We start from the raw sequence: 23,392 nt of genomic DNA on the forward strand, positions 1-23,392 counted from the left end.
CGCCGTACCCGGATCAGGGCATGCGCAGGACGCCGAGCCCCTTGTAGAGGTCGACGCGCTCCAGCGTGCTGCCGGGGGCGGAGGCCTGCCAGCGCTCGCCGGTGACGCGCTCGTCGTCGCGGTCGTAGTCGTCCATCAGCACGATCGCGCCGGGCGCGAGGCGGTCGCGCAGCACGGGGAACGCCGGGTAGCGGGCCTCGCGGCCGCCCGAGCCGGGCGGGCCGTCGACGATCAGGAGGTCGATCGGAGGCAGGTCGCCGAGGGCGTCGACGTCGTACCACTGCGGCTCGTGGTCGGGCACCGGCGAGGGGGCCAGGGGGGCGATGCGCACCTCGGCGACGTCGTCGACGCCGTTCTCGACGAGGGTGCGGCGGGTCTGCTCGCCGTAGAACGCCTCGTGGTCGATCGAGATGATGCGGGTCGGCAGGCCGTACTGCTTGACGGTGAGCGCCATCAGCAGGGTCGAGGAGCCGGAGCCGCACTCGACGACGACCGCGGGGCGCTCCTCGCGCAGCAGGTGGACGAGGAAGAGCAGCAGGTCGGGCGAGGCCGCGAAGCCGCTGAGGCCGGGCAGCGGGCGCTCGATGCGCACCGCCGCGAACAGCTGGAGCAGCGCCTGGGTCTGGCGCACGTCGCCGATCGACTCGACGAGCAGCAGGCGCTCGATCTCGTTGCGCAAGCCGTCGCGGTTGCGGTCGGAGACCGTCGTGGTCGTGCGGGTGGCCTCGGCGATCTCGCCCGCGACGTGGCCGGCGAGGCGGTCGGTGCTGCGCTCGAAGGTGCGGCGCAGGCCGTCGGTGCGGGTGCGGACGAGCTCGGCGAGCTCCGCGGTGCGCGCCGCCTCCAGCTCGTCGGAGCGCGCGTGCTGGGCGTGCAGCAGCCGGCTGGTGCCGATGGCCGACAGCGCCGCGAGGGTCGTGGCGAGCAGGACGATGCCGGCGAGGAGGCCGAGCACCCAGGCGCCGTCGAGGTCGACGACCAGGCCGGTGAGCACCGGCAGGCCGACGAGCGCGACGAGCGCGACCAGGCCGAGGAGGGGGCGCGTGGGTCCGGACGACGGCAGCACCTGCCGCAGGACGGAGCTCGACGTACTCATGCGGGTGTACCTCCCGGTCGGGGTGCGCGCGGGAGGTACGCGCACCGGTCCGGGCCCGAGGCTATCCAGGTCCGGGCCGCCTGGGGGGCAGCGACCCTCAGGCCGGCCCTCAGCCAACCCTCGGGCTGCCCCTCAGGCCAGGCCCCGGATCGGGCGGGCGGGCGGACGGCGGCCCGCGATGCTCCACGCCATGTCGACGACCTGACGGGTCTCGGGCACCTGGTGGACCCGGTAGATCCGGGCCCCCGCCTGCGCGCAGATCGCGGTCGCCGCCAGCGTGCCGAGCAGCCGCTCGCCCACGGGCTTGTCGAGCGTCTCGCCGACGAAGTCCTTGTTGCTGAGGCTCACCAGCACGGGCCAGCCGGTGGCGACCATCTCCCCGAGGCGGCGGGTGACCTCGAGGGAGTGGAACGTGTTCTTGCCGAAGTCGTGGGCCGGGTCGATGACGATCGACTCGCGGGCCACGCCGGCCGCGAGCGCCCGCTCGGCGTACGCCGTGGTGTCGGCGATCGCGGCGGCGACCACGTCGTCGTAGGTGATCCGGAACGGCCGCGTGCGCGGCGTGACCCCGCCGGTGTGGGTGCAGATGATCGCGGCGCCGTGCTCGGCGGCGGCGTCGACGAGCTCGGGGTCGGCCCCGCCCCAGGCGTCGTTGAGCACGTCGGCGCCCTCGGCGCACACGGCGCGGCCGACCGAGGCGCGCCAGGTGTCGACGGAGATGACGAGGTCGGGGTACGCCGCCCGCACCCGCGCCACGAACGACACGACGCGACGGCGCTCCTCCGTCTCGTCGACCTCGACGCCCGGCGCGGCCTTGATGCCACCGATGTCGACGATCTCCGCGCCCTCGTCGACGACCTGGGCGACGCGGTCGAACGCCTGGTCCTCGGCCCACGTGGCGCCGCGGTCGAAGAACGAGTCGGGGGTGCGGTTGACGATCGCCATCACGAGCGTGGCGTCGTCGGCGAAGGAGTGCCGGCCCAGGCGCAGCGTCACGGGCGGTCCGCCTGGCTCGGGCCTGCGCCGACCAGCGAGGAGTACGGCGGACGCTCGCCCACGGTGACCGCCCGCACGGCCGCGTGGGCGCCGCCGTCGGACTGGTCGAACTGTCGCAACGCGACGGTGTCGACGCCGGCCACGGGGGCCGTGCGCCGGGCGGCCGCGGCGAGGATCTGGGTGGCCATCGCCCCGAGGTCGGCGAGGGCCTGGTGGCGGTGGGAGCGGCGGCCGAGGTCGACCTGCGCGATGGCATCGAGGCCGCGGGTCCGCAGCGTGTCGACGAGGGCGGCGAGCTCGACGGCGTACCCCGTCGGCACCGACAGCGACCCGAACAGCTCCCGGCGCACCGCCCACTCGCCGGCCAGCGGCTGCACGATCCCCGCGAGCTCGGGGAACGCCAGGGCGATGAGCGGGCGGGCGACGAGCTCGGTGACGCGGCCCCCGTCGTACGGTCCGCCGCCCTCCACGTCGAGCGGGCGCGCGTAGAAGCCCTTGACCAGCGCGACCGACGGGTCGGTGAGCAGCGGGCCGAGCAGGCCGGGCACGAAGTGGGTGTCCCACTCGCGCAGGTCGGCGTCCATGAAGACGAGCAGGTCGCCGCGGGTGACGAAGAGCGACTTCCACATGGCCTCGCCCTTGCCGGGCGCCCAGCCGAGGTCGGGGCGGATGTCGGAGGCGCGGTGCACGACCGCGCCCGCGTCGGCGGCGACGGCCGCGGTGTCGTCGACCGAGTCGGAGTCGATGACGACGACCTCGTCGAGCAGGGAGACGGTCTCGACGAGGCGCTCCCGCACGCGGGTGACGACGTCGCCGACGGTCGCCGCCTCGTTGCGGGCCGGTACGACGAGGCTCACCGTCGCGCCGGTCGCGCGGCGGGCCTCGAGGAGGGCGTCGAGCGTCCACGCGTCCCAGCGGTGCGAGCGCCGACGCGACCACGCGGCGGTGGCGTCCTCGGGCAGCGCGGTCACGCCCGTCAGCCTAGACAGGGCGGCGCGGGGCGCCTGCCGGTCACCCTCGGTCCGCGCGTTCCGCCACGCGGGGAGGGGGCGCGCCGTAGGGTTCGCCTCACCCCCGCGCCCCCCCGCACCCCGCACCCGCGTCTCCGCGCCCCCGTAGAACGGAACACCATGACGACTCCGCTCAGCCCCTCCCGCCGCACCGTCCTGCGCGCCACCGCCTGGACGGCACCCGCCGTCGTCGTCGTCAGCGCCGCGCCGGCCTTCGCGGCGTCGGTCGCCGGCGACGTCACCGCGGTCTTCACGCCGACCCGCACGTCCACCGGTGTGCTGCTCTCCGGCCTGGTCACGAACAGCTCGCCCAGCGACCTGCTGGTCACCGCCTCGTTCGACGTCGCCGTCGACCCGGCCAGCCCCGACACGGTGACCAACGGCTCGTACAACGACCTGAACGGTTGGACGCTGACCTACTTCAACTGGGTCGACGGCACCGGCCAGAAGGCGGCGCGGTGGTCCGGGGACCGGGTCATCGCCGCAGGATCGGGGGCGCCGCTGCCGGACGCCACGATGTATCTCCCGTCGACGGCTCACGGCACCAGCACCCTGACCCTGACGGCTCCGGCTCCGGCCGTCGTGACCAACCCCCCGGCCGTCCCGTTCGGGCCCTCCGGCGTGCAGGCCCGCCGGGCCGCGCCGCAGCCCTCCCCGATGTGGGGGACCGGAGCGCCCCAGGGCTGAGCCGTCCGGGGGCGGTCGGCCGCGACGTTGACCGCCCCTGGCTAGCCTGTCCGCATGTCCTCGCCCGACCGCGGCCCGGCCGCTGCCGAGCCGGTGCGCGACGCCGCCGTGCTGGTGGGCGGCTTCGTCGCGCTGCTGTGGGTGCTCGAGATCGTCGACACCGTGCTCGGCAACCGCCTCGACGCCTACGGGGTGCAGCCCCGCAGCGACGAGGGGCTCGTCGGCATCCTGTCGGCACCGTTGCTGCACCTCGGCTTCGGGCACCTGATCTCCAACACCCTGCCGCTGCTCGTGCTCGGCTTCGTGATCGCCCTGTCGGGCATCGGCCGCGCGCTCGCCGCGACGGGCGTCGTGTGGGCGGTGGGCGGCCTCGGCACGTGGCTCGTCGCGCCGTCGGCGACCAACCACATCGGCGCCTCGGTGCTCGTCTTCGGGTTCATCACCTACCTGGTGCTGCGGGGCTTCTTCAGCCGCAGCCCCGGCCAGGTCGCCTTCGGCGTCGTCGTCCTGCTCGTGTACGGCGGCGCGCTGTGGGGCGTGCTGCCCGGCCAGCCCGGCGTCTCGTGGCAGGGCCACCTCTTCGGCGCGCTCGGCGGCGTGGTCGCCGCGGCGCTGCTGGCACCTCGACGTGCTCCCCGTGCCCCCCGCCGTACCCAGGAGGTCCGATGACCAAGTTCACCGTCACGCACGAGGCGACCGAGGTGCTGCCCGTGGAGCGGCAGCGCATCTGGGACGTGCTCACCGACCCCCACCAGCTCGCGTCGCTGACGCCGATGCTCACGAGCATCGAGCCGTACGGCGAGGAGGGGCAGCACTGGCGCTGGCGCATGACCAAGGTGCCGGCGCTGAGCACGGCCGTGGCGCCCGAGTTCACCGAGCGGATGACGTTCACCGAGCTCGAGCGCATCGAGTTCCGCCACGACCCGCCGGCCGGGGCGGAGGAGGACGCGGGCGCGGAGGGCTGGTACGCCCTCGAGGACGCCTCCACCGACGACGGTCCCGCCACGCACCTCGCCATCAGCCTCGCCATCACGGTCGACCTGCCGCTGCCGCGCGTGTCCGCGCCCGCAGTGAAGGCCGCGATGAAGGGCGTCGTGGGGACCATGGGCAACGGGTTCGCCGGCAACCTCGAGAAGCACCTCGGGCTCCGCTGAGGCCCGAGCACGACCCGGCACCACCTCGTACGACGCGACACGGCGCCGACGGTGACCTCACCGTCGGCGCCGCGTGACGTCGTACTCGTCCGCCCGGGGGCGGGGCCCCGATCAGCCGGGGATGTAGTCGAACGTGTCGGGGTTCGGGCCGGTGCGGCCCTCCTCGCCCTTGTCGAGGCCCGAGACGCGGTCGACCTCGTCGGAGGTGAGCGCGAAGTCGAAGATCTCGAAGTTCTCCTTCACCCGCTGCGGGGTGACCGACTTCGGGAAGATGATGTCGCCGCGCTCGACGTGCCAGCGCAGGGTGACCTGGGCGGTGGTCTTGCCGTACTTCTCGGCGAGCTCCACCAGCACCGGGTCGTCGAGCACCGCGCCCTGGGCGATGGGGGACCACGCCTCGACGGCGATGCCGAGGTCGAGGCTGGCCGTGCGGGCCGCCTCGTTCGTCAGGTACGGGTGCACCTCGATCTGGTTGACGGCCGGCACGACGCCGGTCTCGTCGGTGATGCGCTTGAGGTGGTCGGGCTGGAAGTTCGAGACGCCGATCGCGGCGGCGCGACCGTCGGACGCGAGGTCGGCCAGCGCGCGCCACGTCGAGACGTAGTCGCCGTCGTAGCGCGTCGGCAGCGGCCAGTGGATGAGGAACAGGTCGACGGTGTCGAGGCCGAGGTCGGCGAGCGACTGGTCGAACGACCGCTTCGCGTCGTCGGGGCGGTGGAAGCCGTTGTTGAGCTTGGTGGTGATGAAGAGCTCGTCGCGCGCGATGCCCGACGCCTTGATCGCCTGGCCGACGCCGCGCTCGTTGCCGTACATCTGCGCCGTGTCGATGTGGCGGTAGCCGACCTCGAACGCGGTGCTCACCGCGCGCTCGGTCTCCTCCGGCGGCACCTGGTACACGCCGAAGCCGAGCTGCGGGATGGACGTCCCGTTGTTGAGGCTGACGGTGGGGATGTTCGTGGAAGCCATACCCAGCACAGTGCCCCCGCGGCCCAGAACATTCCCGGACGGCGTGGTTTCGAGGCGAGCTGGCGCTCGCACCTCCACCACCGGGTGGGCCCTGCCGCAACCGGCTGGTCCCTGAAACACCGATGTCACCGCCGTGAAAAACGCGTGCCGGAAGGTGAGCGCTCGACCCGCCGTACCAACCCGTGGAGGCCCCCCGTGCCCGTCGTCCCCCGCACCCGCCCCGTGCGTTCCGTGCGTCCCGTCCGCCTCGCGGCGGCCGCGGCCGCCCTGCTCGTCGCCGCCGGCGGCCTCAGCGCCTGCACCTCGACGGGCGGCGGTGACGACGAGGAGGTCACGACGGTGACCGTCGGCACGCTGCGCGGCCAGCCGCACTTCTACGCCCCGTTCCTCTACGGCGACCACGCGACGGGCGACATCGAGTACGAGGTCGTCACCCTCGACACGGCCCCGGCGCTCAACGACGCCCTGCTCTCGGGCACCGTCGACATGGCGGTCGGCTCCATCACGGCCACCATCGCGGGCGCCGCGCAGGGCCGCGACGTCAAGGTCGTCGCGGCCGCCTCCGACGGCGGCAGCGGCTTCGTCGGCGACGAGTCGGTGCAGACGATGGACGACCTGGTCGGCAAGCGCGTCGGCTACCTGGAGTCGAGCTCGCAGTACGTCGTGCTCCAGCTGATGCTCGAGGAGGCCGGCATCGACGTCGACGAGCTCGAGCTGGTCTCGCTCTCGGCGCCCGAGTTCTTCAATGCCTTCGACACCGACCAGATCGACGCGTTCCTGGCGCCCGAGATCGGGGTGTCGCTGGCGCTGGCGTCGGGCGGCCACGAGATCGCGTCGCCGTACGAGACCGAGATCGGCCGCGTCAACATCGGCCTGCTCGCCAGCCAGGAGTTCATCGACGACCAGCCCGACGCGGTGCAGGAGGTCGTCGACACCCACGCGGCCACGACCGACTACATGCTCGCGAACCAGGACGAGTGGCTGCCCGAGATGGTCGAGGAGTACGGCGGCGACGAGGACGTCTTCGCCACCGCGCTCGAGAACTTCTGGCTGCGCTCCGACCTCTCCCCGTCGTACGAGGAGCAGGTCGCGAACCTCATCACCCAGATGGCGCGCCTCGGCATGATCAGCAGCGAGCCGGCCGTCGAGGACGTCGTCGACACCACCTACGCCTCCCGCGACGAGCCGGAGGACGCGTGAGCGCCCCGACGCCCGTCACCGAGGCGACCTCCGACCCCCCGGCCACCGTGACCGCCCCGACCCCGGCCCCGGTGCCCGCCACCGCGCCCGCCCCCGCCCGTACGGCGCGCCCCGCCCGCACCCGCGGCCTGGGGCGGCGCGTGGGCCACGCGGCCCTCGGCATCGGGTTCATCGCCCTCCTGGTGCTGCTGTGGGACCTCGGCGTGCGCGGGGAGTGGGTGCTGCTCTTCGACATCAAGATGGGCTTCCTGCCGCCGCCGCTGGAGGTCGCGAAGCTGATGTGGGACTTCGCCTTCGGCGGGGTGTACGACGACGCCTACTCCGGCACGCTGTGGAGCCACCTGGGCGCCAGCGCGTTCCGCGTGCTCGCCGGGTTCGCCCTCGCGGCGGCCCTGGCGATCCCGATCGGGGTGCTGATGGGGCGCTCGGAGATCGTCCGGGCCACGCTCGACCCGGCCGTCAACCTGTTCCGGCCCATCCCCGCGACCGCGTGGGTGCCGCTGGTGCTGCTCATCATCGGGTTCGGCAGCCAGGCGACGATCTTCCTCATCGTGCTCTCGGCGTTCTTCCCGATCCTGCTCAACACGATCACGGCGACGCGGGAGGTGTCGCCGCGGCTCGTCGAGGCGGCGCGGATGCTCGGCACGAGCCGGCTCGGCGTGCTGCTCAAGGTGGTCGTGCCGGCCGCGACGCCGGGCATCGTCTCCGGGCTGCGGATCGGGCTCGGCCTCGGCTGGGTGATCCTCGTGCTCGGCGAGGCCAACGGCATCGACACGGGCCTCGGCTCGATGATCATGATCGCCCGCGAGCAGGTGCGCACCGACCGGGTGGTGGTCGGGATGATCGTCATCGGCATCGCCGGCTACCTCTCCGACCGCGTGCTCGTGCTCGGCCTCAAGGGATTGTTCGGACGACGCCCGCTGGTGCGGGCATGAGGGGGGACCAGGCCGTGGTGGCAGGGACGACGACGCTCGAGACCGCCGGGAGCACCCGCCGTACCCGGGAGCCCGACGAGGGCGGCCGGATCGTGCTGCGCGGCGTCGGCAAGCAGTACGCGACGCGGCGCGGGCCCGTCGACGCCGTCGCGGGGGTCGACCTCGAGGTCGCGCCCGGGGAGTTCGTGGCGGTCGTCGGAGCCAGCGGCTGCGGCAAGTCGACGGTGCTGCGGATCCTCGCCGGGTTCGAGCAGCACACCAGCGGCGTCGTGGAGGTCGGCGGCGGGCCCGTGCGCGGGCCGGGGCCGGACCGCGGTGTCGTGTTCCAGGACTACGGGCTGTTCCCGTGGCTGACGGTCGCGGAGAACGTGCGCTGGGGGCCGCGGCAGCAGCGGATGTCGCGTGCCCGGGCGCGGGCGCGGGCCGCGGAGTACATCGAGGTGGTCGGGCTGACGCGGTTCGCGGACCGCTACCCCGGCGAGCTGTCGGGCGGCATGCAGCAGCGCGTCGCCATCGCCCGGGTGCTCGCCAACGACCCCGCGGTGCTGCTGATGGACGAGCCGTTCGGCGCGCTCGACGCCCTCACCCGCACCACGATGCAGCACGAGCTCGGGCGCCTGCGGGCCGCCTCGGGCGCGACCGTGCTGTTCGTGACGCACTCGATCGAGGAGGCCGTCTACCTCGCCGACCGCGTCGTCGTCATGGCCGGCGGCGCCTCGCACGGCGTGCCCGGCCACATCGCCGAGGTCGTGCCCGTCGACCTGGGCCCCGAGCGCGACGTCAACGCCCCCGACTTCAACGCGGTCGAGAAGCACATCGCCGCGCTGGTGCACGGGAGCTGACGGGGACGCGGCCGCCGGAGCCCTCAGAGGGCCCGGTCGGCCGCGTCCGGGTGCGCCCGGTTCCCGCGGGAGGACCGCCAGAGCCTCACGAGGAGGACGGGCCCGATGATCCAGTAGGCGAGCGACGTGAGCGTCCCCGGGAAGAGGGCGTCGCCCGAGACGATCGCGTAGACGAGGTGTCCGACGGCGTTGCCGAGGACACCCATGACGGCGAAGAACCAGACGACGAGCAACGGGACGCGCCAGCCCGCCAGCAGCGCCAGGGCCCCGACCGTGAAGGCCGCGTAGGCGGCCATGTTGCCCCCGACGAAGAAGTCCACGCTCATCGGCCGAGCGCCGAAGACGTCCTCGGGCCATCTCCGGTGGAACTCACCCAGGTACTCCTCCGCGAAGTGCAGGAACTGCCAGGCGAGCGCGATCAGGTAGATCGGGAGCACCTCGGCCGGGTCGGGTGCCGCCACCGCCGTGCTCATCAGGTGCAGCACGCACGCGAGGACCATGGCGGGGATGAACGTCCACCACATCGCCGGCCCGGGCGAGACGACCGCGAAGACCGCGATGAGCAGGAGGGCGACGGTCACCGACGCGACGCTCGCACGGGTGCGGCTGTGCACGTCAGTGCACCCGGGGGGCTCGGTGCACCGGGCGCCGGTCAGAATTCATCACGGATGAATAGTGGCGGGACCGGCAGGGCCCGTCAACGGTCTGCAGGCGTCGAGGGCAGAGGCTGCTCGACCGGGTCGCCCGTGAGGTGACGCTGGATCGTGGGGCCGACGCGCGCGACCAGATCGTCGACGGTGGCGTCGCGCAGCGCCGGCAGGGCGAGGACGTACCTCCCGAGCAGCAGGCCGAGGACCTGGCTGGAGACGAGCGACACGCGCAGCTCGGCGTCGCCCGCCTCGAGCGTCGCGGCCACCGGCTCGAGGAGCTCGGCGTGCAGGAACGAGGCCACCATCGAGCTGGTTGCGCCGTCGCTCAGTGCCGCACGGAGGAGCTGCACGCCGTCCGACCGTGTCTCCCCGTCGTCCCAGACGGTGAGCACGTGCCGCACGAGCCGCCACCCGATCGAGTCGACGGGGCCGTCGAGGATCTCGTGCGCGTCGCGATCGGGGCGCACGGGCGCTCGGAGCACGCTCGCGAACAGGTCCGCCTTCGTGCCGAAGTAGTGGTGGACGAGAGCGGGATCGACGCCGGCCCGGGCCGCGATGCCCCGCACGGTGGCGCCGCGGTAGCCGTGCTCCGCGAAGTCGGCGGTCGCCGCGGCGACGATGTCGTCCCTACGGCTGCCGCCGACGCCCCTCGGTCGCCCGCGCCCTCGTCGCACTGCGTCGGGAGCGGCGTCGGTCATGGGCCGATGGTCGCACCCGGGTCGCAGCCGCCGCTCCCGGCACTGCCTCGCCCAGCTGCGCGAGGCGCTCGCGTCGTCGGGCGCGGTCGTCCGACGATCGCGTGGGTGCGGCCAGCCTCGTCACGCTGGGCGGCCGCTCGCGTAGGCGTCGATCTCGCCCAGCACCCGGTCCTTGGTCGCGTCGTCGGCGAAGGACGCGTGGACCGCGGCGCGGGCGAGGTCGGCGGTGCCGGCCTCGTCGAGCCCCAGGATCTCGGCGGCGATCGCGTACTCGCGGTTCAGCGTCGTGCCGAACATCGGCGGGTCGTCGGAGTTGATCGTGACCGTGACCCCGGCGTCGCGGAAGGCGCGCAGCGGGTGGAGGTCGAGCGAGGGGACCGCCCGCGTGGCCACGTTCGACGACGGGCACACCTCGAGCGGGACCCCCGTGGCGGCCAGGTGGGCCAGCAGCGCGGGGTCCTGGGCCGAGGAGGTGCCGTGCCCGATCCGCTCGGCGCCCAGCAGCCGCAGCGCGTCCCACACCGTCTCGGGCCCGGTGGTCTCGCCCGCGTGGGGGACGCTGTGCAGGCCCGCCGCGCGGGCGGCGTCGAAGTGGGGCTGGAACTGCGGTCGGGGCACCCCGATCTCCGGCCCACCGAGCCCGAAGGCGACGAGGGCGTCCGGAGGGTGGTCGAGGGCGAACCCGAGGGTCGCGTCCGCCGCGGGCAGGCCCGACTCGCCGGGGATGTCGTAGATCCAGCGCAGCACCAGCCCGAAGTCCCGCTCCGCCGCGACGCGGGCGTCCTCGAGAGCCTCCGTGTAGGCCTCGATGGGCATGCCCACGCCCTCGTCGTGGGGACGCACCGAGGTGTACGGCGTGCACGTCAGCTCGGCGTACCGCAGGTGCTGGCCCTCCGCCATCTCCCGGGCGACCTCGTAGGTGAGGTAGCGGATGTCCTCGGGCGTGCGCACCAGCGCCACGACGGCGAGGTAGACCTCGATGAAGTGGGCGAAGTCGCGGAACGCGAAGAACTCGGCGAGCTCGGCGGGGTCGCTGGGCACGGTGCCCGGGTGACGCGCGGCGAGCTCGGCCACGATGCGGGGGGACGCCGAGCCGATGTGGTGGACATGGAGCTCGGCCTTGGGCAGGCCGGCGATGAAGTCGTGCACGTGGATCCTTCCGGTGGGGCTAGGCGTCGGACGCCGGTGCCGGGCTCAACGCGAACCAGGTCGCCGGGTGGGCCCCGATGGCGCCGGGGTCGATCCCGCAGCGTGCCACCAGCACGGTCTGGACGTAGGCCTCGTCGAGGTCGGGCCACGAGGGCTCCTCGGGCAGCGGGGCTCCGCGGCTGTACGCCCCCTCCTCGGGGTCGGCGGCGATCTCGCGGTCGACCCCGTCGCCGACGACGTGCAGGGCGTACACCGAGACGGAGTCCCACACCGTGGCGAACAGGGCCTCGGTCCCGAGCCTCCTGGCCAGGCGGGCGTCGACACCGCGGGGCGACTTCATGGGCGCCGCCAGCACGACCACGTTGCTCTCGGCCGCGACGTCGACCTGCGCCACGGTGACCGCCGAGGGTCCTGCCCAGGGCTCCACGACCTGGTCGCCGACGGTCAGCGTGCCGCCCACCGCCCGGCCGAACTCGGACAAGGACGTCCTGCGGAAGACGGCGACGTCGTAGCGGGAACCCATGGCCGGGATGGTCGCACTCCCTGACGCAACAGGCGAGGCGCCCGGACGTGACGGTCGGTCACGGGTGGCTGGGCGCCGGGGACCGGTCGGCCCGGGCGCCGGGCTGGAGGGCGTCGTACGCGACTGCGGTGGCTCCGGGCACGGGGGAGTAGTAGACCCAGGTGCCGCGGCGCTCGGACGCGATGAGCCCGGCCTCGCGCAGCTTGCGGAGGTGGTGGGAGACCGTCGGCTGGGACACGCCGACGTCGTCGATGTCGCACACGCAGACGGGCTCGGCGGCCGCAGCGATCCGGGAGTAGAGGCGGAGCCGCACGGGGTCGGCCAGGGCCTTGAGGATCGCGGCGACCGCCGTCGCTCGGGCCGCGCTCATGCCCGGGGCGCCGCTCTCGTCCGTCTCGCAGCACGCGGGCGAGACGTCGGGGGCCTGGTCGAGGACGGGCGCGACGGTGTTCACGCAGTTCATATTGACAGACGTCGAACCAGTGCACCACTGTTGCTGCATCGACGGACGTCTAACCAGCCGTTCGTCTCGCCGACGGTCGAGCGTGAGGGCCGTCCCCCCACCTGTGGAGGCGCTGATGACCGAGGAGCTGCGGGAGACCGTGCGAGCCCGCTACGCGGAGGCGGTCGCTGCGGAGGAGCTGCGGGAGACCGTGCGAGCCCGCTACGCGGAGGCGGCGCGGTCGTCCCAGGCGGCCGGCTGCTGCGGCCCCGACCCGGTGCTGCTCTCGGAGACCGGCCTCTACCGCGGCAACGAGCGCGACGGCGCCACCGTGTTCGGTGCCGGGCTCTACGACGGCAGCGAGCAGGCCGACCAGGCGACCGCCACCGCGCTCGAGGCCTCCCTGGGGTGCGGGGTGCCGACGGCGGTGGCCGACCTCGCGGAGGGCGAGGTCGTGCTCGACCTGGGCTCGGGTGCCGGCGGCGACGTGCTGATCTCGGCGCGTCGCGTCGGCGCGTCGGGCAAGGCGTACGGGCTCGACATGACGCCCGAGATGCTCGAGCTCGCGCGCAGCAACGCCGCTGCCGCCGGGGTGGACAACGTGGAGTTCCTGGAGGGCTACCTCGAGGACGTCCCCCTGCCGGACTCCTCGGTCGACGTGGTGATCTCCAACTGCGTGATCAACCTGGCCGCCGACAAGCGCGTGGTGCTGGCCGAGGCCGCCCGCGTGACCCGCGCCGGTGGCCGGTTCGCCGTCTCCGACGTGATCGCCGACGAGGGCATGGACGAGGCGACGCGCGCCGACATGGCCGCCTTCACCGGCTGCATCGCCGGAGCGCTGACCGAGGCGGAGTACCGCGACACCCTCACCGCGACCGGTTGGGAGCAGGTCACCATCGAGACCACCCACCGCGTCCACGACCAGGCCGCCGCGGCCGTCGTCCGCGCCACCCGCACACGATCGGAGACGGCATGAGCACGTCCACCCCCCGCACCCCCGCACCGCAGCGCGAGGAGGGCGCCACCGGCGAGGCGGGCGTGGTCGCCCAGCTCTCTCTGCTCGACCGTTTCCTGCCGGTGTGGATCATCGCGGCGATGGCCCTCGGGCTGCTGCTGGGTCGCACGGTGCCCGGGATCGACGAGGCCCTCGAGGCCGTCGAGATCGGCGGGGTCTCCCTGCCGATCGCCATCGGTCTGCTGCTGATGATGTACCCGGTGCTGGCCAAGGTCCGCTACACCGAGACCTCCCGCGTCACCTCCGACCGCCGGCTGCTGGTCTCCTCGCTGGTGCTGAACTGGGTGGTCGGTCCGGCGTTGATGTTCGCGCTCGCGTGGCTGCTGCTCCCGGACCTGCCGGAGTACCGCACGGGGCTCATCATCGTGGGCCTGGCGCGCTGCATCGCCATGGTGCTCATCTGGAACGACCTGGCCTGCGGGGACCGCGAGGCGGCCGCCGTGCTCGTCGCGCTGAACTCGGTGTTCCAGATCGTCGCCTTCGCCGCGCTGGGCTGGTTCTACCTGCAGACCCTGCCCGCGTGGCTGGGCCTGGAGACGACCTCGGCGGAGTTCTCCGTGGGAGCCATCGCGCTCAGCGTGCTCATCTTCCTGGGCGTGCCGCTGGTCGCCGGGTTCCTGACCCGCCTCATCGGCGAGCGGACCAAGGGCCGCGACTGGTACGAGGGCAGCTTCCTGCCGAAGATCGGCCCCGTCGCGCTCTACGGGCTGCTGTTCACGATCGTCATGCTCTTCGCCCTGCAGGGCGACGCGATCACCTCCCAGCCCTGGGACGTGGCCCGCATCGCGTTGCCGCTGCTGGCCTACTTCGTGCTGATGTTCTCCGTCTCCTGGGCCGTGGGCGCACGCCTGGGCCTCGGGTACGCCAAGACCTCGACGCTGGCCTTCACCGCGGCCGGCAACAACTTCGAGCTCGCGATCGCGGTGGCGATCGGCACGTTCGGCGTCACCTCCGGCCAGGCCCTCGCCGGCGTCGTCGGCCCGCTCATCGAGGTCCCCGTCCTCGTCGCCCTCGTCTACGTCGCCCTGTGGCTGCGCGACCGCGGCCACGATCCGGCCGCCTCGCGGACCACGACGTGATCCGCGAGCCCGACCTGCCGGCCGCTCGCCGGCTCTCCGCCTGACCCCGTGCCGACCCGACTCCAGGAGCCCCTCGCATGACGAACGCAGACGCACCCGACGCCCTCCGCGACGACGCCCCCGGCGGGGAGTCCCGCCCGCAGGTCGTGTTCGCCTGCCGCGCCAACGGCGGCCGCTCGGTCGCCTCCCGGCTGCTGACCGAGCACTACGCCGCAGGCCGCGTGGTTGCGATCTCCGCCGGCACCGAGCCCGGCGAGCACATCCACCCCGAGGTGGCCCGCGTCCTGGAGTCCCTCGGCCTCGACACCTCCCGGGAGTCGCCCAAGCTCCTGACCACGGAGATGATCGCCGCGAGCGACCTGGCCATCACCCAGGGCTGCGGCGAGAACTGCCCCTACGTCCCCGGCGCGCGCTACCGCGACTGGCCCCTCGACGACCCCAAGGGCCAGGACGAGGCCGAGGTCCGACGGATCATCGCCGACATCGACAGCCGGGTCCGTGACCTCGTGGTCGAGCTGGTCCCTGACATCGACCTCCCGCCCAGCCTCCTCGCCACCGACTGACCGGTCCCCTCAGCCCAGCACCTCGGCGACGTCGACGCTCGTCAGCCCGTGCGCCTCGGCGACGGGCGCGCTCGTGACGGCGCCGGCGTGGGTCGACAGGCCGTGGGCGAGTGCGGGGTCGGCGGCGCAGGCGTCGCGCCAGCCCTGGTCGGCGACGGCGAGCGCGTAGGGCACGGTCACGTTCGTCAGGGCGTACGTCGAGGTGTGCGGCACCGCGCCGGGCATGTTCGCGACGCAGTAGAACGTCGCGTCGTGCACCCGGTACGTCGGGTCGTCGTGGGTCGTCGCGTGCGAGTCTTCGAAGCAGCCGCCCTGGTCGACCGAGATGTCGACGAGCACGGCGCCGGGCCGCATGCGGGCGACGGTGTCGTTCGAGACGAGCGTGGGGGCCTTCGCGCCCGGCACGAGCACGGCGCCGATCACGAGGTCGGCCTCGAGCACCGCCTCGGTGAGCGCCAGCGTCGAGGACGCCACGGTCTGCACCTGTCCGCCGAACGCCCGGTCGGCGGCGCGCAGCGCCCCCACGTTCTTGTCCAGCAGCAGCACCCGCGCCCCGAGGCCGAGAGCCACGCGCGCCGCGCTCATCCCGGCGACGCCGGCGCCGATGACGACGACGTTCGCGGCGTACGTCCCCGGCACCCCGCCCATCAGCACGCCCCGGCCGCCGAGCACGCCGGCCCCGGCGCGCATGAGGTGGTAGGCGCCGGCCTGCGGCGCCAGCCGCCCCGCCACCTCCGACATCGGGGCCAGCAGCGGCAGCGCGCCGTCGGCGGTCTGCACCGTCTCGTAGGCCAGCGAGGTCACCTCGCGCGCCACGAGCTCCTCGGTCAGCGCCTTGTCGGCGGCGAGGTGCAGGTAGGTGAAGAGCTGCAGGCCGGGGCGCAGGCGGTGGTACTCCTCCGCCACCGGCTCCTTCACCTTCAGCACCAGGTCGGCCTCGCCCCACACGTCGTCGGCGACGTCGACGAGCCTGGCGCCGGCCGCGGCGTACGCCTCGTCGGGCAGCGCCGACCCGAGGCCCGCCCCGGACTGCACGAGCACCTCGTGGCCGTGGGCGACGAGCTCGGTGGCTCCGGCAGGGGTGAGGGCGACGCGGTACTCGTGGTTCTTGACCTCGGTGGGGACGCCGATGCGCATGTGTGACTCCTGTGTCTCGGGGCCTCGTGGGCCCGCCCGGTACGACGCGGTGAGGGTGGCCGCGTCCGGTCGAGTGTGCTCCACGTCACTGCGGGAGTCGACCCCCGGGCGTCTCGGGGTCGCGCTCTCACACCCATTTCACAGCCGGCACTCACCCCCCGTGCAGGCCCGCGAGGTCAACTGGGGGACATGAACGACACGCGTCCGCTCCCGCCGCACCCCGACCGACCCCAGCAGTCCCTGTACGGCGCGCCCCAGGGCGGGTTCCCGCCGTACCCGGCTGCCGCGCCGCAGCGCCGGCGCCCGCGCGGGTGGCTCGCGGCGGTCGGCGGTGGCCTGGCGGGTGCGGCGCTCGGTGCGGCGGTCGCGGTGCCGGTGGCGCTGCACGCGGACGGCCCCGACACCCCGAGCTCGGGGACCTCGTCGCAGCAGGCTCCCACGAGCGGCGGCTTCGCCGACCTGCTCGACCGCGGCAGCTCCGGCACGGAGAGCACGGCCGACGGCGAGGAGCCCTCGGACGCGGGCGTGCTCGTCGTCGACACCCTCGTGCCGGGCGGCGCGGGCGCGGGCACGGCGATGGTGCTGACCGACGACGGGGTGGCGGTGACGAACTACCACGTCGTCGACGGCTCCAGCACGGTGCGCGTGACGGTCGCCTCCACGGGCGAGGAGTACGACGCGGACGTCGTCGGCTACGACCAGGAGGCCGACGTCGCCGTGCTCCAGCTCGACGACGCGAGCGGCCTCGACACCGTCACGCTCGACGACGACGGCGGGGTCGAGCTCGGGGACCAGATCACGGCGCTCGGCAACGCGTCGGGCCAGGGGTACCTCTCGGCCGTCAGCGGCGAGGTCACCAGCCTCGACGAGGACATCACCACCACCGACCAGGCCACCGGCTCCGAGACCGCGATCACCGGGCTCATCGAGACGACGGCCGACGTCGTGCCCGGTTACTCCGGCGGCCCGATGTTCGACGACGAGGGCGAGGTCGTCGGCATCAGCACCGCCGCCGCCGCGACCAACGGGCAGCGCAGCCCCATGGCGACCCCGGCCCTGCAGGACGAGGACGGCGGCGGCACGAGCTACGCCCGCCCCATCGACGAGGCGCTCGACGTGGTCGAGCTCGTCGTGAGCGACCAGGAGGGCGACGGCGTCGTCATCGGGCCGGCCGCCTACCTCGGCGTCGGCATCGACCCCACGGCCGACGGCGTGCTCGTCGCGCAGGCCGAGCCGGGCACCCCCGCGGCGGACGCCGGGATCGCCGCCGGCGACGCCATCACCTCGGTCGACGGCGAGGAGGTCGCGTCGTACGACGAGCTCGCCGCCGCGGTCGCCGAGCACGAGCCCGGCGACGAGGTCGACGTGACCTGGACCGACGCCTCGGGCGCGGAGCAGAGCGCCGAGGTCACGCTGGGCGAGTCGCCGCTCAACTGACGCCACCCGCGGACGTCATGCGGACCGAGCCCCCCGGCCCACGGTCCGCATGACGCCCGGCGTACGTCCGGGAACGCCGACGGCCCCGCACCCTCGAGGGGTGCGGGGCCGTCGTGCGGTACGGCGGGAGCCGGGCGCCGCGGTCAGGCGCCGGTGGTCTGGGGCTCCCGGTCGTCGTCGTGCCGGTCGTCGTCGTGGCGGGCGTGGGCGCGCTCGAGGCTCTCGCCCTCGACGTCCACGCGCGGCAGGAACCGGTCGATCCAGCCCGGCAGCCACCAGGCCTTCTCGCCCATGAGGTACATCAGGGCCGGGATGAGCGTCATCCGCACGACGAAGGCGTCGATGAAGACCGCCGTCGCCAGGGCGAAGCCCATCGCCTTGATGAACGACATGTCCATCAGCATGAAGGCGGCGAAGACCGACATCATGATGACGGCAGCGGCCGCGACCACACGGGCGGAGTTGCGGAACCCGTCGACCACCGCGGCCACCGAGTCGGCGCCGTGCACGTGGGCCTCGCGGATGCGGGTCACCAGGAAGACCTGGTAGTCCATCGCCAGGCCGAACACCACGCCGACGAGGAAGATCGGCATGAAGCTGACCAGCGGCTGGCCCTCGACGAGACCGAGCGCGCCCTCCTGGAAGACGAGCACCGTGATGCCGAGCGTCGCGAGCACCGTCAGCAGGAAGCCCAGGGTCGCGGTGAGCGGCACCAGCAGCGAGCGGAAGACGAGCACCAGCAGCAGGAACGCCAGGCCGATCACGACGAGCAGGTAGATCGGCAGCGCGTCGTTGAGGCGGTCGGACACGTCGACCGCGATGGCGGTCATGCCGGTGACGCCGACCTCGACGTCGGTCGACTCCTCGAGGTCGCCCTGGGTGGCGCGCATGTCGGCCAGCAGGTCGGTCGTCGCCACGTCCTCGGCGCTCGACTCCGGCGTGACGAGCACCGTGGCGCCCGTCGCCGTCGCGGGGTCGCCGGCGGGGTCGGCGTTGGTGCCGGTGATCTGGGCGTGGGCGACGTCGTCCTTCTCCGCGGCCCAGGCGACGACCTCGCCGAACGCCGCCTGACGGGCGGCGTCGTCCTCGATGCCGCGACCGTCGACCACGACGAGCAGCGGGGCCTGGCGGCCCTCGCCGAACGCCTCGGTGATGAGGTCGCTGGCCTGGCGCTGGGTGGTGTCGCTCGGGCTGGTGGAGTCACTCGGCAGCGCGAGCTGCAGGTCCTTCGCCGGGATGGCGAGGGCGCCGAGCGCGACGACCACGAGCAGCACGGCGGCGATCGGCGAGCGGCCCACGGTGCGGGCCCAGCGGACGCCGTTGTTGAGCACGCGGCCCGAGGAGTCGCGCTTCGGGTCGTAGCGGCGCACGACGCCGCCGAACGCCTTGCCCTTGAGCATGCCGAGCACGGCGGGCAGCAGGGTGAGCGCGACGAGCACGGCGAGGGCCACGCCCGTCGCGGCCGCGAGACCCATGGCCGTGAGGAACGGGATGCGGACGACGGCCAGGGCCGCCAGGGCGATGAGCACGGTGAGGCCGGCGAAGACGACGGCGGAGCCCGCCGTACCGACCGCGACGCCCGCGGCCTCCTCCCGGTCGTCGGTGTGCTGCAGCTCGCTGCGGTAGCGGGCGAGGATGAAGAGGGCGTAGTCGATGCCGACCGCCAGGCCGATCATCACCGCCAGGATCGGGGTCATGTCGCTGACGTCGACGAACGCGGTCATGCCGGTGACGCCGAGCGAGGTGAGCGCGACGCCGACGATGGCCGTCACGATCGGCAGGCCGGCCGCCACCAGCGAGCCGAAGGTCAGCACGAGCACGACGAGGGCGACCGCGATGCCGATGAGCTCCGACGCGCCGCTGATCTCCATCAGCTGCAGGCCCGGGCCGTTGGCCTCGACCTGGAGGCCGTCACCGCTGGCCTCGTCGGCCAGCTCCATGATCGCCTCCTGGCTGGCCGGCTCGATGTCCGTGGGCTCGTCGACGTCGAACTCCAGCGTGATGAGCCCGACCCGCCCGTCCGGGTCGACCGGCGCGAGGTTCGCGACGTCCTCGGGGGTCGCGCCGCCGGCGACGAGCGCCTCCTCCTGCGCCGCGGCCGCCGTCGTCGGGTCGAGGATCGGCGCCTCCTCCGAGCTCAGCACCTGCGGGCTCTCGGAGAGGTCCTGCACCAGCTGGGCGATGCGGTCGGCGTACGGCTCGTCCGTGAGGGTCGAGCCCTCCGGCGCCGCGACGACCACGGTCACCGAGGTGTCGTTGAGCGCGTCCTCGGCGTCGGGGAACAGCTCCTGCTGGAGCTCGCTGGCGCGCTCCGAGGGGATGCCCGGGATGGTGAACGCGCTGGTCGTCGGCTTCGCGATCGCCAGCGCGGTGGCGCCGACGGCGACGAGCGCCACGACCCACACGCCGAGGAAGATCGGCCACCGCCGGAAGGCGGTCCTGCCGAGCCGGTGGAGGAGGATGGCCATGCGGGGCTCCTGTTCGGGTGGTGCGGGCGGGTCCTGCGCGGGTCGTACGTCGGGTGGTGCGGGTCGTGCGGTTCGTCCGTGGGGCCGGCCCTAGGCCAGCAGCGACCGGGCGGTCGCGAGGTAGCGCGAGAAGAGGTCGGGCAGCGGGGTGTCGTCCCCGCCGATGCTGGCGTCGAGGGCGGAGTCGACGACGGCGACCAGCAGCCGGATGATCAGCCGCGCGGTGCCGGGGTCGGCGGCGTGGCCGTCGCGCTCGGCGAGCGCCTCCTGCAGCTGCTCGGCGAGGTCCTCGAACCGCTCGTGGGCGGCCTCGTGGAACCGGGGGATCTGCAGCAGCCGGCGGCCCAGCACCAGCTCCTCCTGGGTGGGCTCCTCGTGGTGGAGCACCTGGCGGGCCAGCACCTCGAGGTCGGAGATCAGCACGCCGGTCGGGCCGCCGGCGCGGAAGACGTCCAGGTCGGCCTGCGGGATCGTCGGCGGCGGCCCCAGGCAGGCGTCCAGCTTGGACGGGAAGTAGTTGAAGAGGGTGCGCCGCGAGACACCGGTGGCCGCAGCCAGGTCGTCCATCGTGAACCCGTCCAGGCCGTGCTCCAGCACCAGCTCCTGAGCGGCCACCACGATGCGGCGGGCGGTCTCCTCCCGCTTGCCGGCACGCCCCCGCGGGAAGGCGTTCGATGCACTCGTGGTCACGAAGTGCAATCTTGCACTGTGCCCCCAAGAGTGCACAGGGGCCGGGCCTGTGAGTCCCGCCTCACCCGCCCGGGCGGGGTCGCGCCGTGCCGGCTGGCCACAATGGCGCGGTGACCGCCCCCTCCTCGCCGCTGCCCCAGCCCAGCCCCGCCGCCGACCTCGTCGCCGAGCCGATGCGCTCGCGCTGGAGCCCCGCCGTGTTCGCCACCGACCGCCCGGTCGACGACGCGACCGTGGGCGGGCTGCTCGCGGCGGCCGCCTGGGCGCCGTCGACGGGCAACACGCAGCCGTGGGCGTACGTCGTGACCCGCCGCGGCACCCCCGCGCACGACGTCGTGCTGGACGCGCTGAGCGAGGGCAACCGCGGCTGGGTGCCCACCGCGCCCGTCGTCATCGTCGGCGCCACCCTCGTCGGCGAGCACGACGGCCGCTCGCCGAAGGGCGACTACACCTTCTACGACCTCGGCCAGTCGGTCGCCCACCTGACGCTGCAGGCGCAGGCCGTCGGCCTCCACACCCACCAGTTCGCCGGGGTGGACGGCGCCGCGGTCGCGCGGGGCCTCGGCATCCCCGACGCCTTCCGGGTCGTCGTCGGGATCGCGGTCGGGTACGTCGGCACCGACGACCACCTCGCCGCCGCGCGCGACGAGGACGTGGCCCGGCACCGCAAGGAGCGGGTGCGCCGGGCCCTGGCCGAGTCGGCGTACGACGGGGCGTGGGGCGTGCCGTTCGGCGGCTGACCGGCTCAGGTCCCCCCGCCGCAGCCCCCGCCGCCCCCGCAGGAGGAGCCGCACGACGACCCTCCCGACGAGCCGCAGGAGCTGTCGGAGCCGCCGGAGCCGCCGTGGTCGGAGGACGAGCCGCAGCTCGCACCCGCCGAGCCGCCCCAGGCACCGGCCCAGCCGTCACCCCGTCCGCGGCGCCCGCCGCGACGGGGCCGACGTCGGGCGGAGCCCCGTGCGACGCCGACGACCAGGGTGAGCACCAGCACCAGGAGGCCGGCGAAGGCCAGCAGGAACGCGGTGACGGCGACCATGACCATCAGTCACCACCCCCGCACCCACCGCCGCACGACGTGCCGCACGACGCGCCGCACCCGGCGGAGCCGTCGCGCTTGCGCCCGGGATGGCGCGTGACCTTGAGGAACGCCACGACGACCGCAGTGGCGACCGCCGTGACGAGGAAGAACACGGTCGCCACGAGGGCGACTCCGACGACGACGCTCATGCCCTGCCTTCCGTAGGTCGCCGGCGTCGCCGGCGGGTCAGGTGCCAGGTGCGGCGGCCGAGGCCCACCACCACGAGGCGTTCTCCTGCGAGGTCCACCGACGCCACCCGGCGGCGACCGGCGTGCACGTCGTGGAGCCGCAGCCAGTCCGCCGTCCCCGGCGCTGCGGGCGGCCCGTCGGCGCGCAGCGCGGCGGCGAAGGCGTCGACGTCGTCGTGGCCGCAGCCCTGGGCGGGCCGGGTGGCGGCCCAGGTGTGGAAGCGGGGGCGCCAGTCGGGCAGCAGCGCCAGCTCGGGGGCCGCGCGGACCGCGGCGTCGCTGCGCTTGCGCAGCAGCACCCGGGTCGTCGTCGCCGCGCCCGCGGGGTCGAACCCGGGCGGCACGACGCCGTGCAGGAGCGCGTCGAGCACCTCCTGCTGCCGGGCAGCCAGGCGCGCCCGGGCGTCGGTGGTGGCGTCGGTGGTGGTCACGCGGTCACACCCGTCCGAGCCGTGGCGACGGCGGTGCGGAGCGCGGTGTACTCGCCCTCGATCGCCGCGACGGTGACGTCCTCGTCGCGCTCGAGCAGGATGCCGGGCACCGGCAGGGCGCGGTCGTCGTACGCCGTCACGAGCGTGCGCACGAGCGCGAGCACGGGCGGGGTCATCGGGTGCGCGTGGGTGTCGAGGAAGAGACCGTTCGCGTCCTCGACGCCGCCGGCGACGTGCACGTAGGCCACCGCCTCGAGCGGGAAGCGCAGCAGGTCCGCCACGGGGTCGGAGCGGCGGGCCACCGCGCTCGCGTGGAGGTTGGCGACATCGAGCACGAGCCGGCAGCCGGTGCGCTCGACGAGCGCGGTGACGAAGTCGGCCTCGTCGATCGTGTCCTCGGGCCAGGTGAGAAGCGCGGCGATGTTCTCCAGCGCGAGCGGCACGGGGAGCGCCGCCTGCGCCGCCCGCACGTTCTCGACGAGCACGTCCAGGCTCTCTGCGGTGCGGGGCGGGGGCAGGAGGTGGCCGGCCTCGAGCACGTCGCCGTGGAGCGGGTCGGGGCTGCCGGCGGCGCGCACGAAGGCCACGTGCTCGCTGACGACCGGCGAGCCGAGGGCCTCGGCGAGGGAGGCCAGGCGGTCGAGGCGGGCGGGGTCGGGCCGCTCGGCCCCGGCGATCCCGAGGGTGACGCCGTGCGGCACGACGGTCACCCCGTGCTCGCGCAGCGCCAGCAGCTCGGCGGGCAGGGCGCGGGGGTCGACGTTCTCCGCCACGACCTCCGTGAAGGTGAGGTCGCCGGCGGCCGCCCACGACGCCAGCAGCCCGGCCACCGGCCGGCGCCATGCCACGGCCGTCCCCGCGAGCCCGGCGGGCCCGCGAGGTGCTCGGTACGCCCCGTCGACGGTCACGGCGCGCAGTCTGCGCCGCGGCCCCGCGCGCCAAACCTGCGCGTGCGGCG

27 protein-coding genes are annotated in these 23,392 nt (G+C 74.1%); 11 read left to right on the top strand and 16 right to left on the bottom strand.

Annotated elements, in window-relative coordinates:
* Positions 1–13 precede the first annotated feature (13 nt).
* The 3 genes from ACOACO_RS03365 to ACOACO_RS03375 all read right to left on the bottom strand — a co-directional run bounded on the left by ACOACO_RS03365 (position 14) and on the right by ACOACO_RS03375 (position 3,063).
* Positions 14–1,096: a class I SAM-dependent methyltransferase gene (locus tag ACOACO_RS03365; RefSeq protein ID WP_420294834.1), complete on the bottom strand. Its 1,083-nt coding sequence runs from the start codon at positions 1,094–1,096 to the stop codon at positions 14–16.
* Between the two features lie 132 nt (positions 1,097–1,228).
* Complete coding sequence (folP, locus tag ACOACO_RS03370) at positions 1,229–2,092, bottom strand: dihydropteroate synthase (RefSeq protein ID WP_420294835.1); 864 nt, start codon at positions 2,090–2,092, stop codon at positions 1,229–1,231.
* The gene (locus tag ACOACO_RS03375; RefSeq protein ID WP_420294836.1) at positions 2,089–3,063 is read right to left on the bottom strand and encodes a glucosyl-3-phosphoglycerate synthase; all 975 of its coding nucleotides are present in this window, start codon (positions 3,061–3,063) and stop codon (positions 2,089–2,091) included. The genes folP and ACOACO_RS03375 overlap by 4 nt, the downstream gene beginning before the upstream one ends.
* Before the next feature lie 159 nt (positions 3,064–3,222).
* Here ACOACO_RS03375 and ACOACO_RS03380 point away from each other — a divergent pair, with 159 nt between their 5' ends.
* From ACOACO_RS03380 to ACOACO_RS03390, 3 genes are read left to right on the top strand one after another with little or no spacing between them, the layout of a single operon-like run.
* Positions 3,223–3,789 carry a hypothetical protein gene (locus tag ACOACO_RS03380; protein WP_420294837.1) on the top strand — a complete coding sequence of 189 codons (567 nt, stop codon included), beginning with the start codon at positions 3,223–3,225 and terminating at the stop codon, positions 3,787–3,789.
* Between the two features lie 54 nt (positions 3,790–3,843).
* Positions 3,844–4,458 (top strand): rhomboid family intramembrane serine protease, encoded by a 615-nt coding sequence (locus tag ACOACO_RS03385; RefSeq protein ID WP_420294838.1) that lies wholly within the window; start codon positions 3,844–3,846, stop codon positions 4,456–4,458.
* Positions 4,455–4,943: a hypothetical protein gene (locus ACOACO_RS03390; RefSeq protein WP_420294839.1), complete on the top strand. Its 489-nt coding sequence runs from the start codon at positions 4,455–4,457 to the stop codon at positions 4,941–4,943. The genes ACOACO_RS03385 and ACOACO_RS03390 overlap by 4 nt, the downstream gene beginning before the upstream one ends.
* Before the next feature lie 111 nt (positions 4,944–5,054).
* Here ACOACO_RS03390 and ACOACO_RS03395 read toward each other — a convergent pair whose 3' ends face one another.
* Positions 5,055–5,909 (bottom strand): aldo/keto reductase, encoded by an 855-nt coding sequence (locus ACOACO_RS03395; RefSeq protein WP_420294840.1) that lies wholly within the window; start codon positions 5,907–5,909, stop codon positions 5,055–5,057.
* 195 nt (positions 5,910–6,104) lie between these two features.
* On the opposite strand from ACOACO_RS03395, the gene ACOACO_RS03400 reads away from it, so the two are divergent.
* From ACOACO_RS03400 to ACOACO_RS03410, 3 genes are read left to right on the top strand one after another with little or no spacing between them, the layout of a single operon-like run.
* Positions 6,105–7,109, top strand: a complete 1,005-nt coding sequence (locus ACOACO_RS03400; protein WP_420294841.1) for an ABC transporter substrate-binding protein — start codon at positions 6,105–6,107, stop codon at positions 7,107–7,109.
* A complete protein-coding gene (locus ACOACO_RS03405) occupies positions 7,106–8,044 on the top strand; it encodes an ABC transporter permease (protein WP_420294842.1) in 939 nt (312 codons plus the stop codon). The genes ACOACO_RS03400 and ACOACO_RS03405 overlap by 4 nt, the downstream gene beginning before the upstream one ends.
* Positions 8,041–8,886: an ABC transporter ATP-binding protein gene (locus ACOACO_RS03410; RefSeq protein WP_420294843.1), complete on the top strand. Its 846-nt coding sequence runs from the start codon at positions 8,041–8,043 to the stop codon at positions 8,884–8,886. The genes ACOACO_RS03405 and ACOACO_RS03410 overlap by 4 nt, the downstream gene beginning before the upstream one ends.
* Before the next feature lie 23 nt (positions 8,887–8,909).
* Here the strand turns inward: ACOACO_RS03410 and ACOACO_RS03415 are convergent, their stop codons facing one another.
* The 5 genes from ACOACO_RS03415 to ACOACO_RS03435 form a co-directional block, all read right to left on the bottom strand.
* Positions 8,910–9,467: an HXXEE domain-containing protein gene (locus ACOACO_RS03415; RefSeq protein WP_420294844.1), complete on the bottom strand. Its 558-nt coding sequence runs from the start codon at positions 9,465–9,467 to the stop codon at positions 8,910–8,912.
* A 116-nt stretch (positions 9,468–9,583) separates the two neighbouring features.
* Entirely contained in the window at positions 9,584–10,234 is a 651-nt protein-coding gene (locus ACOACO_RS03420) for a TetR family transcriptional regulator (protein ID WP_420294845.1), read from the bottom strand.
* 120 nt (positions 10,235–10,354) lie between these two features.
* Positions 10,355–11,383: an adenosine deaminase gene (locus ACOACO_RS03425; RefSeq protein WP_420294846.1), complete on the bottom strand. Its 1,029-nt coding sequence runs from the start codon at positions 11,381–11,383 to the stop codon at positions 10,355–10,357.
* Positions 11,384–11,402: 19 nt separating this feature from the next.
* The gene (locus ACOACO_RS03430) at positions 11,403–11,906 is read right to left on the bottom strand and encodes a hypothetical protein (protein WP_420294847.1); all 504 of its coding nucleotides are present in this window, start codon (positions 11,904–11,906) and stop codon (positions 11,403–11,405) included.
* A 58-nt stretch (positions 11,907–11,964) separates the two neighbouring features.
* The gene (locus ACOACO_RS03435) at positions 11,965–12,360 is read right to left on the bottom strand and encodes an ArsR/SmtB family transcription factor (protein ID WP_420294848.1); all 396 of its coding nucleotides are present in this window, start codon (positions 12,358–12,360) and stop codon (positions 11,965–11,967) included.
* A 124-nt stretch (positions 12,361–12,484) separates the two neighbouring features.
* Here ACOACO_RS03435 and arsM point away from each other — a divergent pair, with 124 nt between their 5' ends.
* The 3 genes from arsM to ACOACO_RS03450 all read left to right on the top strand — a co-directional run bounded on the left by arsM (position 12,485) and on the right by ACOACO_RS03450 (position 15,005).
* Positions 12,485–13,324 (top strand): arsenite methyltransferase, encoded by an 840-nt coding sequence (gene arsM, locus ACOACO_RS03440; protein WP_420294849.1) that lies wholly within the window; start codon positions 12,485–12,487, stop codon positions 13,322–13,324.
* Positions 13,321–14,442 carry an ACR3 family arsenite efflux transporter gene (gene arsB / locus ACOACO_RS03445; protein WP_420294850.1) on the top strand — a complete coding sequence of 374 codons (1,122 nt, stop codon included), beginning with the start codon at positions 13,321–13,323 and terminating at the stop codon, positions 14,440–14,442. Before arsM ends, arsB begins: the two co-directional genes overlap by 4 nt.
* Positions 14,443–14,519: 77 nt before the next feature.
* Positions 14,520–15,005, top strand: a complete 486-nt coding sequence (locus ACOACO_RS03450) for a low molecular weight phosphatase family protein (RefSeq protein WP_420294851.1) — start codon at positions 14,520–14,522, stop codon at positions 15,003–15,005.
* A 9-nt stretch (positions 15,006–15,014) separates the two neighbouring features.
* Here ACOACO_RS03450 and ald read toward each other — a convergent pair whose 3' ends face one another.
* Complete coding sequence (gene ald / locus ACOACO_RS03455) at positions 15,015–16,142, bottom strand: alanine dehydrogenase (RefSeq protein WP_420294852.1); 1,128 nt, start codon at positions 16,140–16,142, stop codon at positions 15,015–15,017.
* 189 nt (positions 16,143–16,331) lie between these two features.
* On the opposite strand from ald, the gene ACOACO_RS03460 reads away from it, so the two are divergent.
* The gene (locus ACOACO_RS03460; RefSeq protein WP_420294853.1) at positions 16,332–17,579 is read left to right on the top strand and encodes a S1C family serine protease; all 1,248 of its coding nucleotides are present in this window, start codon (positions 16,332–16,334) and stop codon (positions 17,577–17,579) included.
* 143 nt (positions 17,580–17,722) lie between these two features.
* On the opposite strand, the gene ACOACO_RS03465 is transcribed toward ACOACO_RS03460, so the two are convergent.
* The gene (locus ACOACO_RS03465; protein WP_420294854.1) at positions 17,723–20,047 is read right to left on the bottom strand and encodes an MMPL family transporter; all 2,325 of its coding nucleotides are present in this window, start codon (positions 20,045–20,047) and stop codon (positions 17,723–17,725) included.
* A 90-nt stretch (positions 20,048–20,137) separates the two neighbouring features.
* The gene (locus tag ACOACO_RS03470; protein WP_420294855.1) at positions 20,138–20,737 is read right to left on the bottom strand and encodes a TetR/AcrR family transcriptional regulator; all 600 of its coding nucleotides are present in this window, start codon (positions 20,735–20,737) and stop codon (positions 20,138–20,140) included.
* Positions 20,738–20,847: 110 nt separating this feature from the next.
* Here ACOACO_RS03470 and ACOACO_RS03475 point away from each other — a divergent pair, with 110 nt between their 5' ends.
* Complete coding sequence (locus tag ACOACO_RS03475) at positions 20,848–21,477, top strand: nitroreductase family protein (protein ID WP_420294856.1); 630 nt, start codon at positions 20,848–20,850, stop codon at positions 21,475–21,477.
* A 5-nt stretch (positions 21,478–21,482) separates the two neighbouring features.
* Here ACOACO_RS03475 and ACOACO_RS03480 read toward each other — a convergent pair whose 3' ends face one another.
* The 4 genes from ACOACO_RS03480 to ACOACO_RS03495 are packed head-to-tail and all read right to left on the bottom strand — an operon-like array spanning position 21,483 to position 23,342.
* Positions 21,483–21,779, bottom strand: a complete 297-nt coding sequence (locus ACOACO_RS03480; RefSeq protein WP_420294857.1) for a hypothetical protein — start codon at positions 21,777–21,779, stop codon at positions 21,483–21,485.
* Entirely contained in the window at positions 21,779–21,964 is a 186-nt protein-coding gene (locus tag ACOACO_RS03485) for a hypothetical protein (protein ID WP_420294858.1), read from the bottom strand. The genes ACOACO_RS03480 and ACOACO_RS03485 overlap by 1 nt, the downstream gene beginning before the upstream one ends.
* The gene (locus tag ACOACO_RS03490; protein WP_420294859.1) at positions 21,961–22,434 is read right to left on the bottom strand and encodes a hypothetical protein; all 474 of its coding nucleotides are present in this window, start codon (positions 22,432–22,434) and stop codon (positions 21,961–21,963) included. Before ACOACO_RS03490 ends, ACOACO_RS03485 begins: the two co-directional genes overlap by 4 nt.
* Positions 22,431–23,342, bottom strand: coding sequence for a DUF692 family multinuclear iron-containing protein (locus ACOACO_RS03495; protein WP_420294860.1), 912 nt, complete (start codon positions 23,340–23,342; stop codon positions 22,431–22,433). The genes ACOACO_RS03490 and ACOACO_RS03495 overlap by 4 nt, the downstream gene beginning before the upstream one ends.
* Between the last annotated feature and the right edge of the window lie 50 nt (positions 23,343–23,392).

It is taken from the genome of Nocardioides sp. CPCC 205120 (assembly GCF_048654585.1).
Taxonomy (GTDB): domain Bacteria; phylum Actinomycetota; class Actinomycetes; order Propionibacteriales; family Nocardioidaceae; genus Nocardioides.